Origin of the sequence: Streptomyces sp. NPDC058469, from assembly GCF_042721125.1 — a bacterium.
In the GTDB taxonomy this organism is placed as follows: domain Bacteria; phylum Actinomycetota; class Actinomycetes; order Streptomycetales; family Streptomycetaceae; genus Streptomyces.
This window is the reverse complement of sequence record NZ_JBHXME010000104.1, coordinates 23,849-38,511: the sequence shown is the minus strand read 5'-3', so window position 1 is coordinate 38,511 and position 14,663 is coordinate 23,849. Positions and strand designations below refer to the sequence as shown.

Below are 14,663 nucleotides of genomic sequence, written 5' to 3'. Positions count from 1 at the left end.
GCCCTCCCTACCCGCCCGACCCGGCACCCCCATGCCAGGTCATCGGAGGGCCGACCGCGGCCGGTCTCGTCACCGGCCGCCGAGCGGCCCGAGCGCGTCAACACTCGTATTCGAAAGACCCGCCGCGCGACGGCGCGTGGGGTCGTTGGTCCGGCCGGAATCGCCGACCTCGCCGAGAGACTCCCGACCGAGCCGCATGAGTGCGCCGGAGGGGTCTGGACCCATGCCCCGGCGCCCCCGCGCCAGGTCATCGGAAGGCCGACCGCGGCCGGTTTCACGCCGTCGGAAAAGGTTGCGCCACGATAACGATCGCGCGGCCGGAGATCCGGCGGTTCATCGACGCGTAACACGCAAGGCGCCTTCGTCACTCCGGCGAAACATCGAGGGGCGTCGACGGAAACCGCGCTGCGCCAATCTCATGGCGCATAACCGGACCCCCCGCCTTGACCGGACCGCATCCAGGCTTCGCCCGCACGGGGCCGTACAACCGACGAGGAGACGCCGATGGCATCAGCCGCCATCACGCTTGCCGCTGAGGCACCCAAACTGTCCTCCGCGAACACAGGCTTCATGCTGATCTGTTCTGCCCTGGTGCTGCTCATGACACCGGGACTCGCCTTCTTCTACGGAGGCATGGTCCGCGTCAAGAGCACCCTGAACATGCTGATGATGAGCTTCATCAGCATCGGGATCGTCACCATCCTGTGGGTTCTCTACGGCTTCTCGCTCGCCTTCGGTTCGAGCAACGGCTTCATCGGCTACGACTCCCACTGGCTGGGCATGAGTGACGTCGGACTGACGGACCTCTGGCCCGGTTACACCATCCCGATCTTCGTCTTCATGGTCTTCCAGATGATGTTCGCCGTCATCACACCGGCCCTGATAAGCGGTGCCATCGCCGACCGCGTCAAGTTCTCGGCCTGGGCGCTCTTCGTCGCCCTGTGGCTCACGGTCGTCTACGTCCCGGTCGCCCACTGGGTGTGGGGCGCCGACGGCTGGGCCTACAAGCTCGGTGTGATCGACTTCGCCGGTGGTACGGCGGTCCACATCAACGCCGGCGCCGGCGCCCTCGGCGTCATCCTGGTCATCGGCAAGCGCGTCGGCTTCAAGCGTGACCCCATGCGTCCGCACAGCCTCCCGCTGGTCATGCTCGGCTGCGGTCTGCTGTGGTTCGGCTGGTTCGGCTTCAACGCCGGTTCGTGGCTCGGCAACGACGACGGCGTCGGCGCGCTGATGTTCGTCAACACCCAGGTCGCCACCGCCGCCGCCATGCTCGCCTGGCTCGCCTACGAGAAGATCCGCCACGGCGCGTTCACCACGCTCGGCGCGGCCTCGGGTGCCGTCGCCGGTCTGGTCGCCATCACCCCGTCCGGTGGTGCGGTCTCCCCGATGGGCGCGATCGCCGTCGGCGCCATCGCCGGTGTCGGCTGCGCCGCGGCCGTCGGCCTGAAGTACAGGTTCAACATCGACGACTCCCTCGACGTCGTCGGCGTCCACATGGTCGGCGGTATCCTCGGCTCCCTGCTCATCGGCTTCTTCGCCACCGGCAAGGGCCAGTCCGCCGCGACCGGCGTCTTCTACGGCGACCACTCCTTCACCCAGCTGTGGAAGCAGTTCGCCGGTGTCGGCGCGGTCCTCGGTTACTCCCTGGTCGCCTCCGCGGTCCTCGCCTTCCTCATCGACAAGACCATCGGCATGCGGGTCACCGAGGACGAAGAGGTCGCCGGCATCGACCAGGCCGAGCACGCCGAGACCGCATACGACTTCAGCGGCGCCGGCGGTGGCATCGGCAGCTCCGCCCTCGCCGCCCCGGAGACGAAGAAGGTGGACGCATGAAGCTCATCACCGCCGTCGTGAAGCCCCACCGGCTCGACGAGATCAAGGAAGCCCTCCAGGCCTTCGGGGTCCACGGTCTGACGGTCACCGAAGCGAGCGGCTACGGTCGTCAGCGGGGACACACCGAGGTCTACCGGGGCGCCGAGTACACCGTCGACCTGGTCCCCAAGATCCGCATCGAGGTGCTGGCCGAGGACGACGACGCCGAGCAGCTGATCGACGTCATCGTCAAGGCCGCCCGAACCGGCAAGATCGGTGACGGCAAGGTCTGGTCCCTCCCGGTCGAGACGGCCGTCCGGGTCAGGACCGGCGAGCGCGGACCGGACGCGCTCTAAAAAGAAACAGAACAGGAGTCGCTGGGTGTCGAGTACGGACGTGCGCAAGGATGCAGAGGACTCCGGACCCAGCGGCTATGCGGCGGCCCGGCTGCGCCTCCTCACTGAGGGGGTGCGGTCCGGGCCGCCGCGTCGTGCAGCCCTCGCCGAACTGACCGACGACTGGCTGTCCGGCCTCTTCACGGCCGGCTCCGAGGCCCTCAAGGGCGTCTCCCTGGTCGCGGTCGGCGGCTACGGCCGCGGCGAACTCTCCCCGCGCAGCGACCTCGACCTGCTCCTCCTGCACGACGGCAGCGACTCCGGCGCCGTCGCGGCCCTCGCCGACCGCATCTGGTACCCGGTCTGGGACCTCGGCCTCGCCCTCGACCACTCCGTCCGTACGCCCGCGGAGGCCCGCAAGACCGCGGGCGAGGACCTCAAGGTCCAGCTCGGCCTCCTCGACGCCCGCCACATCGCGGGCGACCTCGGCCTGACCGCCGGACTGCGTACGGCCGTCCTCGCCGACTGGCGCAACCAGGCGCCCAAGCGCCTCCCCGAACTCCAGGAACTCTGCGCCGAACGCGCCGAGCGCCAGGGCGAGTTGCAGTACCTCCTCGAACCCGACCTCAAGGAGGCCCGCGGCGGCCTGCGCGACGCCACCGCGCTGCGCGCCGTAGCGGCCTCCTGGCTCGCCGACGCCCCGCGCGAAGGACTCGCCGACGCCCGCCGCCGTCTCCTCGACGTGCGCGACGCCCTGCACCTCACCACCGGGCGCGCGACCGACCGGCTCGCACTCCAGGAGCAGGACCAGGTCGCCGCCGAGCTGGGCCTGCTCGACGCGGACACCCTGCTGCGGCAGGTCTACGAAGCGGCGCGTGTCGTGTCGTACGCCAGTGATGTCACCTGGCGTGAAGTGGGGCGCGTGCTGCGGTCCCGTGCCGTGCGGCCGAGGCTGCGCGCCATGCTCGGCGGGGGCGCCAAACCCGCCGCCGAGCGCTCCCCGCTGGCCGAAGGGGTCGTGGAACAGGACGGCGAGGTGGTGCTCGCCCGTGCCGCGCGCCCCGAGCGCGACCCCGTTCTCCCGCTGCGTGCCGCCGCTGCCGCCGCGCAGGCCGGACTTCCGCTGTCGCTGCACGCCGTGCGTCGCATGGCGACCGCCGTGCGTCCGTTGCCCACGCCGTGGCCCGCCGAGGCGCGCGAACAGCTCGTGACGCTGCTCGGTTCCGGGCAGCCCACGGTGGATGTGTGGGAGGCGCTGGAGGCGGAGGGCCTGATCACCCGGCTGCTGCCCGACTGGGAGCGCGTGCGCTGCCGCCCGCAGCGCAACGCCGTGCACATCTGGACCGTCGACCGGCACCTCATCGAAACCGCCGTCCGCGCCTCGGAGTTCGCCCGCCGCGTCAGCCGCCCCGACCTCCTCCTGGTCGCCGCGCTGCTGCACGACATCGGCAAGGGCTGGCCCGGCGACCACTCCGTGGCCGGCGAGATCATCGCCAAGGACGTGGCCGCCCGCATCGGCTTCGACCGCGCGGAAGTCGCCGTACTCGCCACCCTCGTACGCCATCACCTGCTGCTCATCGAGACGGCCACCCGGCGCGACCTGGAGGACCCGGCGACTGTTCGCTCGGTCGCCGAGGCCGTCGGCACCACGAGCACCCTGGAACTGCTGCACGCGCTCACCGAGGCGGACGCGCTGGCCACCGGACCGGCCGCCTGGTCGTCCTGGCGGGCCTCCCTCGTCACCGACCTGGTGAAGCGGGTCGCCGCAGTCCTCTCCGGCGACGCCCCCGAGGAGCCCGAGGCCGGCGCGGCCACCGCGGAACAGGAACGGCTCGCGATCGAGGCCGTCGCGACCGGCGGCCCGGTCCTCGCCCTGCGCGCCCAGACCGAACCCCCGACCGAGGACGAGCCCGCCGCTGACCCCGAGCCCCTCGGCGTGGAGCTGCTGATCGCCGTACCGGACCAGCCGGGCGTGCTGCCCGCGGTGGCGGGCGTCCTGGCGATGCACCGCCTGACGGTCCGTACGGCGGAGTTGCGCGCGCTCGACCTGCCCGACGGCGTAGAGGGCTCGGTGCTCCTGCTGAACTGGCGGGTCGCCGCCGAGTACGGCTCCCTGCCCCAGGCCGCCCGGCTGCGCGCCGATCTCGTACGCGCCCTGGACGGGTCTTTGGACATCGCCGGGCGTCTCGCCGAACGCGACGCCGCGTATCCGCGCCGCCGGGGTGTCGTGGCACCGGCGGCCCGCGTGACGGTCGCCCCGGCCGCCTCCCGGCACGCGACGGTCATCGAGGTGCGCGCGCACGACGCCCCCGGGCTGCTGCACCGCATCGGCCGTGCCCTGGACGACGTGGGGGTACGCGTCCGGAGCATGCACGTCTCGACCCTGGGCTCCAACGCGGTCGACGCCTTCTACGTGACGACCCCCGAGGGCGTCCCCCTGCCGACGGACGAGGCGGCCGCGGCGGCACGGAAGCTGGAGGAGACGTTGCGGGCGTGAGCCCGTCCCGGCTTTCCGACCCCGCGGGCGGGGACGATTCGCTTGCGCGGCCGGATACCCTGGAAGACGCTCACACTGCCCCCGACTCCGAGGACCGACGCCGCCGTGTTCGATACTCTCTCCGACCGCCTCTCAGCGACCTTCAAGAATTTGCGTGGCAAGGGGCGTCTGAGCGAGGCGGACATCGACGCCACCGCGCGTGAGATCCGGATCGCCCTCCTCGAAGCGGACGTGGCGCTGCCGGTCGTACGGACGTTCATCAAGAACGTCAAGGAGCGCGCCCTCGGCGCCGACGTCAACAAGGCGCTGAACCCGGCCCAGCAGGTCCTGAAGATCGTCAACGACGAACTCGTCACGATCCTCGGCGGCGAGACCCGGCGCCTGCGCTTCGCCAAGAACCCGCCGACCGTGATCATGCTCGCGGGTCTGCAGGGTGCCGGCAAGACGACCCTCGCGGGCAAGCTCGGCAAGTGGCTCAAGGACCAGGGGCACTCGCCGCTGCTCGTCGCCGCCGACCTCCAGCGCCCGAACGCCGTGAACCAGCTGAGCGTCGTCGCCGAGCGCGCCGGTGTCGCGGTCTACGCGCCCGAGCCGGGCAACGGCGTCGGTGACCCGGTCAAGGTCGCCAAGGACTCCATGGAGTTCGCGAAGTCCAAGGTCCACGACATCGTGATCGTGGACACCGCCGGCCGCCTGGGCATCGACCAGGAGCTGATGCGGCAGGCCGCGGACATCCGCGACGCGGTCTCGCCGGACGAGATCCTGTTCGTCGTCGACGCGATGATCGGTCAGGACGCGGTCAACACCGCCGAGTCCTTCCGCGACGGCGTCGGCTTCGACGGTGTGGTGCTCTCCAAGCTCGACGGTGACGCCCGCGGTGGTGCGGCCCTGTCGATCGCCTCGGTCACCGGCAAGCCGATCATGTTCGCGTCGAACGGCGAGAAGCTCGACGACTTCGACGCCTTCCACCCGGACCGGATGGCCTCCCGCATCCTCGACATGGGTGACCTGCTCACCCTGATCGAGCAGGCGGAGAAGACGTTCAGCCAAGAAGAGGCCGAGAAGATGGCCTCCAAGCTGGCGTCCAAGAAGGGCCAGGACTTCACCCTCGACGACTTCCTGTCCCAGATGGAACAGGTCAGGAAGATGGGCAGCATCAGCAAGCTGCTCGGCATGCTCCCCGGCATGGGCCAGATCAAGGACCAGATCAACAACCTGGACGAGCGGGAGGTCGACCGTACGGCCGCGATCATCAAGTCGATGACCCCGGCCGAGCGCCAGGAGCCGACGATCATCAACGGCTCGCGCCGTGCCCGTATCGCCAAGGGCTCCGGTGTCGAGGTCAGCGCCGTCAAGGGCCTGGTCGAGCGGTTCTTCGAGGCCCGCAAGATGATGTCCCGCATGGCGCAGGGCGGCGGGATGCCCGGCATGCCGGGGATGCCGGGCATGGGTGGCGGCCCCGGCCGCACCAAGAAGCAGCCCAAGCAGGCCAAGGGCAAGCAGCGCTCCGGCAACCCGATGAAGCGCAAGCAGCAGGAGCTGGAAGAGGCCCAGCGCCGCGAGGCCGGCGCCCAGGGTGGCAACCCGCTGGGGCTGCCCGAGCAGGGCGGCCAGGACTTCGAGCTGCCGGACGAGTTCAAGAAGTTCATGGGCTGACAGTTCGTGGGCTGAGCTTCAGGAACTTCCTGGGCTGACAGCCCGTCCGCTACGTCGCCGAGGGCGCCCTTCTCCGGAAGGGCGCCCTCAGCGCATACTGGCGTGCCGACGCCCGACCCGTGTCGTAACGTCCCGATATGACCAACCCTGCGCCGCCGCGCAAGTCGCCCGACCAGCCCTGGCGTACCGAGGGCACCCCCGACGAGCCCCCGAAGCCGTCGCCGGGCGGGAAGAAGATGCGCGGCGGCTGGTGGAGTCTGATCCTCACCGCGCTGGTCGTCTACCTGATCGCGAACCTCATCCTGTCCTTCTTCAACGAGGGCAACGAGCCGACGATCTCGTACACGGAGTTCAGCAAGCAGGTCGACGCGGGCAACGTCACCAAGATCTACGCCAAGGGCAACGCGATCCAGGGCCAGCTCAAGAAGGGCCAGGACAACCCGGACGGCGACGGAAAGTACACCAAGTTCGACACGGAGCGGCCGACCTTCGCGGACGACCAGCTCTGGGAGGACCTGACCAAGCACAACGTCACCGTCACGGCGGAGCCGGTCGTCCAGCACCGCAGTTTTCTGGCCAATCTGCTGATCTCGCTGGCCCCGATGCTGCTCCTGGTCGTCCTGTGGCTCTTCATCGCGCGGCGGATGAGCTCGGGGCTCGGCGGCGCGGGCGGCATGCTCGGCCGCAAGGCCCCGCCCAAGCCGGTCGAGCTGGAGCCGGGCAAGCAGCGCACGACGTTCGAGGACGTGGCCGGCATCGACGAGGTCGAGGGCGAGCTGAACGACGTCGTCGACTTCCTCAAGAACCCCGATGCCTACCGCAAGATGGGCGCCAAGATGCCCCGGGGCGTGCTGCTCTCGGGCCCGCCCGGCACCGGCAAGACGCTGCTCGCGCGGGCGGTCGCGGGGGAGGCGGGGGTGCCGTTCTTCTCGGCGTCGGCCTCCGAGTTCATCGAGATGATCGTCGGTGTCGGTGCCTCACGCGTGCGTGAACTGTTCGCGGAGGCCCGCAAGGTGGCCCCCTCGATCATCTTCATCGACGAGATCGACACCATCGGCCGGGCCCGCGGCGGCGGCAGCGGCATGGGCGGTCACGACGAGCGCGAGCAGACCCTGAACCAGATCCTCACCGAGATGGACGGCTTCTCCGGCTCCGAGGGCGTCATCGTCATCGCGGCGACCAACCGCGCCGACGTCCTGGACCCGGCCCTGACCCGCCCCGGCCGCTTCGACCGGGTGGTCGTGGTCTCGCCACCGGACCGGGGCGGCCGCGAGGCGATCCTGGAGATCCACACCCGCGAGATCCCGCTCGCGAAGGACGTGAACCTCGCCCAGGTCGCCCGCACGACCCCGGGCATGACCGGCGCCGAACTCGCCAACCTCGCCAACGAGGCCGCCCTCCTCGCCGTCAAGCGCAAGCAGGACCAGGTCACCCAGTCCGACCTCTCGGAAGCCCTGGAGAAGGTCCAACTGGGCGCCGCACGCCCGCTGGTGATGCCCGAGGAGGAACGCCGGCGCACCGCCTACCACGAGAGCGGCCACGCCCTCCTCGGCATGCTCCAGCCCGGCGCCGACCCGGTCCGCAAGATCACCATCGTCCCGCGCGGCCGGGCCCTCGGCGTCACGCTCTCGACGCCGGACGCGGACAAGTACGCGTACACCGAGGAGTACCTGCGCGGCCGCATCATCGGCGCCCTCGGCGGCATGGCCGCGGAACAGGTCGTCTACGGCGGGATCACCACCGGTGCCGAGAACGACCTCGAACAGGTCACCAACATCGCGCGCGGGATGGTCGCCCGCTGGGGCATGAGCGAGCGCGTCGGCCGCCTCTCCGCCCTCCCCAGCGACGCCCAGCAGGCCTACGGCCTCTCGGCGGCACCAGGGACCCTGGACGTGATCGACCACGAGATGCGCCGCATCGTCGACGAGTGCTACGACGAGGCCATCCGCAAACTCGGCGACCACCGCGACCAGTTGGACGCGCTCGCGGCGGCCCTCCTGGAGAACGAGACCCTGGAGGAGACGGACGCGTACCGCATTGCGGGCGTCACGCGCCTGTTCAGGGAAGAACCGTAGTCATCCTCAGGTCGTACGCGCGATGAGATACCGGAAGACGTTCGGCATCCACACCGTCCCGTCCTGCCGACGATACGGATGCAACGCCTCCGCCAACTCCTTGTCGACCTGCGCCTGATCCGTCGCGACGATCGCCGCATCGAAGAGCCCCGTCGACAGCAGCCCCCGTACGGCACTCTCGACGTCGGCGTACCCGAAGGGGCAGGCGACCCGGCCCGAGCCGTCCGGCCTGAGGCCCGCGCGGTGGGCGACCTCCTCCAGGTCGTCGCGCAGGACCGGGCGCGGGCTGCCCGTACCCCGCAGCGGGTCCGCCAGCCTGGTGGCCACCCGCAGCACGGACGAGGTCGCGCAGCGCTCCGGCGGACCCCAGCCCGCCAGCACCACGGGCGTCCCGTGTGCGGCGAGCGGTGTCGCGGCGGCGAGCAGGTCACCGACTCCCTCCGAGTCGCCCGCGAGGCACCCGATGGGCTCGAAGGCGGTCACCAGGGTGTACGCGGGCGTCTCCGCGTCGGCCGCGTCCCTGGGGGAGCCGTAGACGAGCCGGGTGTGCGCACGCGCGCGTGGGGACCATGCGGCCGGCAGCAGCCGCTCCCGGGCGAGGGCCAGTCGTTCGGGGGAGAAGCGCTCGACACCGGTGACCGTCGCGCCTCTGGAGGCCGCCATCAGCAGGGCGAGCCCGGAACCGCAGCCGAGGCCGAGCAGCCGGGTGCCGGACCCCACTTCCAGTCGCTCGTAGACCGCTTCGTAGAGCGGCACCAGCATCCGCTCCTGGATCTCGGACCAGTCACGCGCGCGTGCACCCAGGTCCACGCGGGGCGCGGGCCCCGCGTGAGGCAGGTACTGCCGCACGAGCGTAGGTGTCATCGAAAGCGCCCCAATCCGCCGAGAGATATGGCCGTGCCCGTTTCCGAGGCCCCCGTGATGTGCGCCCGCACTTCCCCCGTAAGCCAGCAAACTCCGCACGCGCTACGGCGTCCAGGGGTTGTGGGGCCCGGCTTGTGGCTTCTCTGTGGGAGTGGCGAGAATTCACATGACGGCAACGTGGACCCGTACGATCGCGCCATGGCCAAGGCACCCGTACTCACCCCCAGGGCGGACGATTTCCCGCGCTGGTACCAGGACCTGATCAGCAAGGCCGAGCTGGCCGACAACGGCCCGGTGCGCGGCTCCATGGTCATCCGACCGTACGGGTACGGCATTTGGGAGCGGATGCAGGCCGAGATGGACGCCCGCATCAAGGAGACGGGCACCGAGAACGCGTACTTCCCGCTGCTGATCCCGCAGTCCTACCTCGCCCGCGAGGCGGACCACGTCGAGGGCTTCGCGCCCGAGCTGGCGGTGGTCACGCACGGCGGCGGCAAGGAGCTGGAGGAGCCCGCGGTCGTCCGGCCCACCTCCGAGATGATCATCAACGAGTACTTCTCGAAGTGGGTGCAGAGCTACCGCGACCTGCCCCTGCTGATCAACCAGTGGGCGAACGTGGTCCGTTGGGAGCTGCGCCCCCGTCTGTTCCTGCGCACGAGCGAGTTCCTCTGGCAGGAGGGCCACACGGCGCACGCGACCTACGAGGAGGCGCGCGACTTCGCCGCGCACATCCATCGCCAGGTGTACGAGGACTTCATGGTCAACGTCCTCGCGATGGACGTCGTCCCGGGGCGCAAGACGGTCAAGGAGCGGTTCGCGGGAGCGATCAACACCCTCACCCTCGAAGGGATGATGGGCGACGGCAAGGCGCTGCAGATGGCGACCAGTCACGAGCTGGGCCAGAACTTCGCGAAGGCCTTCAACACCCAGTACCTGTCGAAGGAAGGCAAACAGGAACTGGTCTGGCAGACCTCCTGGGGCTCCACCACGCGCATGATCGGCGCCCTGGTGATGATGCACGGCGACGACGACGGACTCCGGGTGCCGCCGCGGCTGGCGCAGATCCAGGTCGTCGTCCTCGCGATCAAGGGCGACGAGGCGGTTCTGGCCAAGGTCCGCGAGATCGGGGCCCGGCTGAAGGCGGCGGGCGTCCGCGTCCGGGTCGACGACCGCACGGACATCCCCTTCGGGCGCCGCGCCGTCGACTGGGAGCTGAAGGGCGTGCCCGTACGGATCGAGGTGGGACCCCGTGACCTGGAGAGCGGCACGGCGATGCTGGCCCGCCGCATCCCCGGAGGCAAGGAGCCGGTGGCGATCGACTCCCTCGTAGAGCTGCTTCCCGTAGTCCTGGAGGAGGATCAGGCGCTGCTGCTGAGGCAGTCCCGTGAGCGGCGCGAGTCCCGTACCTCCGAGGTGTCGACGATCGCGGAGGCCGTCGAGGCCGCGACCGCCGGCGGCTGGGCACGCATCCCGTGGGCGACGCTCGGCGAAGAAGGCGAGGCCGAGCTGGCCGAGCACGCGGTGACCGTACGGTGTCTGGTCGCCGAGGACGGGTCGGTGCCGGACGACGACAAGGCGCCCGGTAACGTCGCTGTCGTCGCGCGCGCTTACTGATGTAGCGCCCTTCCGGCGGGAGAGCGACCGAAACGCCTCTTGCGCAACGGCGGAGTGCAGCTACCCCGGCGTGCGGACACCGTCTACGCGCCGGGTCGTACGGAGGACTACGCACCAGCTTGGTATGAGCTGTGAGGCTTCTCCGCAGATCAGCGCACCCGCCCTCCTCCGGACGCATCAGCGGCAACTGACGGGTACGTGCAAATTATTTGGGATGCCCCGGAATCGGAACACAGGGGCACTCCGGCTCGTTGTCATTACGTGAGCACGACACAGACACCACCTGTTCTCGCCGCAGAGCTGGCAGAGGCGTGGGCCGACATTCAGCGGTACCACCCCGAGCTGCCCGATCTGGCCGCGCCCGAGTCCCTGATCGGAGAGTCGTCGTCCGCCTGCGGACACGAGCTCTCCTTCGAGCGACTGCTGCATGAGGCAGTCCATGGCATCGCCGCTTCGCGCGGCGTGCGTGACACGTCCCGCGCCGGCCGCTACCACAACCGCAGATTCCTTGCGATCGCCGAGGAGCTGGGCCTGGACCACCCCGACGAACCGCACCCCAGCAGCGGTTTCTCGCTGGTCCAGCTCAACCCCGAGGCCAAGCGGCGCTACCGACCGACGATCGAGCGCCTCCAGCGCGCGCTCAAGGCCCACACCGTCGCCACCTCGGCCGACACCTCCCGCACGTTCCGCGGCCCGGCTGCCCGTCACGGTTCTTCCGGTGGCGGCGTCCGCGTCAAGGCGGTGTGCGACTGCGGTCGTAACGTACGGGTCGTCCCGTCGGTGCTGGCCCAGGCGCCGATCGTGTGCGGGGGCTGCGGCAAGCCCTTCCGCATCCCGGAGGTCGTGGGCGCGGCCTGAGGACGCGGCTGCTCGTGGCAGCCGCATCCCGCAGGCCGGGTTGCGCACACCCGCGCCGGTCACCTCCCGGCGCCGGGTGTCGCTTCCGCGTGGGCGGGGGCATCCTCCCCGGTCGGGCGGACCGCCAGGGTGTGGCACAATGGCTAGCTGTACTCGACAGCCGCACAGGAACCCTCTCGCCTCCGGCTGACGCGTCCATCGGGCACTCGGGTACCGCAACCCCACGCGGCCATCTCGCCGTGCCCAACCACGTCAAAACCAGGAGAACCCCCTCCCGTGGCAGTCAAGATCAAGCTGAAGCGTCTGGGCAAGATCCGTTCGCCTCACTACCGCATCGTCGTCGCCGACTCCCGTACCCGCCGTGATGGCCGGGCCATCGAGGAGATCGGTCTGTACCACCCGGTGCAGAACCCCTCGCGCATCGAGGTCGACACCGACCGCGCGCAGTACTGGCTGAGTGTCGGCGCGCAGCCGACCGAGCCCGTGCTCGCCATCCTGAAGCTCACCGGCGACTGGCAGAAGTTCAAGGGCCTGCCGGCCCCGGCTCCGCTGCTCGTGGCCGCGCCGAAGGCCGCGCGTCCGGTGTTCGACGCTCTTGGTGGCGACGACGCCAGCAAGGGTGAGGCGATCACCCAGAAGAAGAAGGCTGACAAGAAGGACGAGGCTGCGGCCGAGTCCGAGTCGACCGAGGCCTGAGCATGCTCGAGGAGGCTCTCGAGCACCTCGTGAAGGGCATCGTCGACAACCCTGACGATGTGCAGGTCGCCTCGCGCGACCTGCGTCGTGGGCGCGTGCTGGAGGTCCGGGTGCACCCCGACGACCTCGGCAAGGTGATCGGCCGCAACGGCCGCACCGCTCGCGCTCTGCGCACCGTCGTGGGTGCCATCGGTGGCCGAGGTGTCCGCGTCGACCTTGTCGACGTGGACCACGTCCGCTGACGCTTATCGCACACCGGCTCGGGCCGGGGAGGGCCACTTGGCCGTCCCCGGCCCGTCGTCGTAGGACAGGAGATTTGGACACGTGCAACTGGTAGTCGCACGGATCGGCCGTGCCCATGGCATCAAGGGTGAGGTCACCGTCGAGGTACGCACCGACGAGCCCGAGCTCAGACTCGCGCCCGGCGCCGTCCTGTTCACGGACCCCGCCCCGACGGGACCGCTCACCATCGAGACGGGCCGCGTCCACAGCGGCCGCCTCCTCCTGCGCTTCGAGGGCGTACGCGACCGCACCGGCGCCGAGGCCCTGCGCAACACGCTCCTGATCGCCGAGATCGATCCCGAGGAGCTGCCCGAGGAGGAGGACGAGTACTACGACCACCAGCTGATGGACCTCGACGTCGTCACCAAGGACGGCGAGGAGATCGGCCGGATCACCGAGATCTCGCACCTGCCCTCCCAGGACCTCTTCATCGTGGAGCGTCCCGACGGCAGCGAGGTGATGGTCCCGTTCGTCGAGTCGATCGTCGTCGAGATCGACCTGGAGGAGCAGCGCGCGGTCATCGACCCGCCGCCCGGGCTGATCGACGACCAGGCGGAGATCGCCTCCTCCGAAGAAGACCCTTCAGAGGAGGACTCCTCAGAGGAAGACCCTTCCAAGGAAGACCCTTCCGAGGACGCCGACGCATGAGGCTCGACGTCGTCACGATCTTCCCCGAGTACCTCGAACCGCTGAACGTCTCCCTCGTCGGCAAGGCACGCGCGCGTGGACAGCTGAATGTGCACGTGCATGATCTGCGCTCCTGGACGTACGACCGCCACAACACGGTCGACGACACCCCCTACGGCGGCGGCCCCGGCATGGTCATGAAAACCGAGCCCTGGGGGGACGCCCTGGACTCCGTCCTGGCCGACGGCTACGAGACCGGCTCCGGTGCGCCGGCGCTCATCGTGCCCACGCCAAGCGGCCGGCCCTTCACCCAGGAACTTGCCGTAGAGCTCTCCGAGCGGCCCTGGCTGGTCTTCACGCCGGCCCGCTACGAGGGCATCGACCGGCGGGTGATCGACGAGTACGCGACGCGGATGCCCGTCTACGAGGTGTCCATCGGCGACTACGTGCTCGCCGGCGGCGAGGCGGCCGTCCTGGTCGTCACGGAGGCCGTGGCACGCCTGCTGCCGGGTGTCCTGGGCAACGCCGAGTCCCACCGCGACGACTCCTTCGCTCCCGGCGCCATGGCCAACCTCCTGGAGGGGCCGATCTACACCAAGCCACCCCAGTGGCGCGGCCGGGAAATCCCGGACGTGCTGCTCAGCGGCCACCACGGCAAGATCGCCCGCTGGCGGCGCGACGAGGCGCTGAAGCGCACCGCCGCCCACCGGCCCGACCTGATCGAGCGCTGCGAGCCCAAGGCCTTCGACAAGAAGGACCGCGAGATGCTCTCGATCCTGGGCTGGTCACCGGACCCGGAGGGGGAGCCGTACGGCCGATTTTGGCGCAGGCCGGACGGCGTGGAAGAATAGGTCGCTGTTGTGCGTCGTCCGGCGTGCGCCCCTGCCACAGGGGGACATGACGCCCGCCCCGACTCGGACAGCACCCTTCAGCACACCTATCTCCCGTCGGTGACCTGTGGCATCGATGAAGAAAGCAGACGACATGTCCCACCTGCTCGACACCGTCGACGGCGCCTCGCTGCGCACCGACATCCCGGCCTTCCGCCCGGGTGACACCGTCAACGTCCACGTCCGCGTCATCGAGGGCAACCGCTCCCGTGTGCAGCAGTTCAAGGGCGTAGTCATCCGTCGCCAGGGCGCCGGTGTCCGCGAGACCTTCACGGTCCGCAAGGTCTCGTTCTCCGTCGGCGTCGAGCGCACCTTCCCGGTGCACACCCCGATCGTCGAGAAGATCGAGCTCGTGACCCGTGGTGACGTCCGTCGCGCGAAGCTGTACTACCTCCGTGACCTGCGCGGCAAGGCCGCGAAGATCAAGGAGAAGCGCGACAACTGAGGTCACGAC

At 70.0% G+C, this 14,663-nt stretch carries 13 protein-coding genes; 12 read left to right on the top strand and 1 reads right to left on the bottom strand.

Translation table 11 applies throughout. From position 1 onward, the window contains the following. The first annotated feature begins 504 nt into the window (after positions 1–504). The 5 genes from ACFWP5_RS34445 to ftsH all read left to right on the top strand — a co-directional run bounded on the left by ACFWP5_RS34445 (position 505) and on the right by ftsH (position 8,378). Complete coding sequence (locus tag ACFWP5_RS34445; RefSeq protein ID WP_384165686.1) at positions 505–1,836, top strand: ammonium transporter; 1,332 nt, start codon at positions 505–507, stop codon at positions 1,834–1,836. Continuing rightward, complete coding sequence (locus ACFWP5_RS34440; protein WP_003997576.1) at positions 1,833–2,171, top strand: P-II family nitrogen regulator; 339 nt, start codon at positions 1,833–1,835, stop codon at positions 2,169–2,171. Before ACFWP5_RS34445 ends, ACFWP5_RS34440 begins: the two co-directional genes overlap by 4 nt. A gap of 25 nt (positions 2,172–2,196) precedes the next feature. Beyond that, positions 2,197–4,647 carry a [protein-PII] uridylyltransferase gene (locus tag ACFWP5_RS34435; protein WP_384165683.1) on the top strand — a complete coding sequence of 817 codons (2,451 nt, stop codon included), beginning with the start codon at positions 2,197–2,199 and terminating at the stop codon, positions 4,645–4,647. 105 nt (positions 4,648–4,752) lie between these two features. Then, entirely contained in the window at positions 4,753–6,303 is a 1,551-nt protein-coding gene (gene ffh, locus ACFWP5_RS34430) for a signal recognition particle protein (protein WP_384165681.1), read from the top strand. 137 nt (positions 6,304–6,440) lie between these two features. Beyond that, positions 6,441–8,378 (top strand): ATP-dependent zinc metalloprotease FtsH, encoded by a 1,938-nt coding sequence (gene ftsH, locus ACFWP5_RS34425; RefSeq protein ID WP_384165678.1) that lies wholly within the window; start codon positions 6,441–6,443, stop codon positions 8,376–8,378. A 6-nt stretch (positions 8,379–8,384) separates the two neighbouring features. On the opposite strand, the gene ACFWP5_RS34420 is transcribed toward ftsH, so the two are convergent. Next, positions 8,385–9,242, bottom strand: coding sequence for an SAM-dependent methyltransferase (locus tag ACFWP5_RS34420; RefSeq protein WP_384165675.1), 858 nt, complete (start codon positions 9,240–9,242; stop codon positions 8,385–8,387). Positions 9,243–9,440: 198 nt separating this feature from the next. Here ACFWP5_RS34420 and proS point away from each other — a divergent pair, with 198 nt between their 5' ends. The 7 genes from proS (at position 9,441) to rplS (ending at position 14,654) form a co-directional block, all read left to right on the top strand. Further along, entirely contained in the window at positions 9,441–10,856 is a 1,416-nt protein-coding gene (gene proS / locus ACFWP5_RS34415; RefSeq protein ID WP_384165672.1) for a proline--tRNA ligase, read from the top strand. Between the two features lie 261 nt (positions 10,857–11,117). After that, the gene (locus ACFWP5_RS34410; RefSeq protein ID WP_019058697.1) at positions 11,118–11,714 is read left to right on the top strand and encodes a hypothetical protein; all 597 of its coding nucleotides are present in this window, start codon (positions 11,118–11,120) and stop codon (positions 11,712–11,714) included. Between the two features lie 276 nt (positions 11,715–11,990). Further along, complete coding sequence (gene rpsP / locus ACFWP5_RS34405) at positions 11,991–12,410, top strand: 30S ribosomal protein S16 (protein ID WP_328678514.1); 420 nt, start codon at positions 11,991–11,993, stop codon at positions 12,408–12,410. 2 nt (positions 12,411–12,412) lie between these two features. Further along, a complete protein-coding gene (locus ACFWP5_RS34400; protein ID WP_005479813.1) occupies positions 12,413–12,652 on the top strand; it encodes an RNA-binding protein in 240 nt (79 codons plus the stop codon). 82 nt (positions 12,653–12,734) lie between these two features. Further along, positions 12,735–13,340 (top strand): ribosome maturation factor RimM, encoded by a 606-nt coding sequence (gene rimM, locus ACFWP5_RS34395; RefSeq protein WP_384165668.1) that lies wholly within the window; start codon positions 12,735–12,737, stop codon positions 13,338–13,340. Continuing rightward, positions 13,337–14,170: a tRNA (guanosine(37)-N1)-methyltransferase TrmD gene (gene trmD, locus ACFWP5_RS34390; RefSeq protein ID WP_384165665.1), complete on the top strand. Its 834-nt coding sequence runs from the start codon at positions 13,337–13,339 to the stop codon at positions 14,168–14,170. Before rimM ends, trmD begins: the two co-directional genes overlap by 4 nt. A 133-nt stretch (positions 14,171–14,303) precedes the next feature. Then, on the top strand, positions 14,304–14,654 hold the full coding sequence (rplS, locus tag ACFWP5_RS34385; RefSeq protein WP_384165692.1) for a 50S ribosomal protein L19: 351 nt from the start codon (positions 14,304–14,306) through the stop codon (positions 14,652–14,654). The last annotated feature ends 9 nt before the right edge of the window (positions 14,655–14,663 follow it).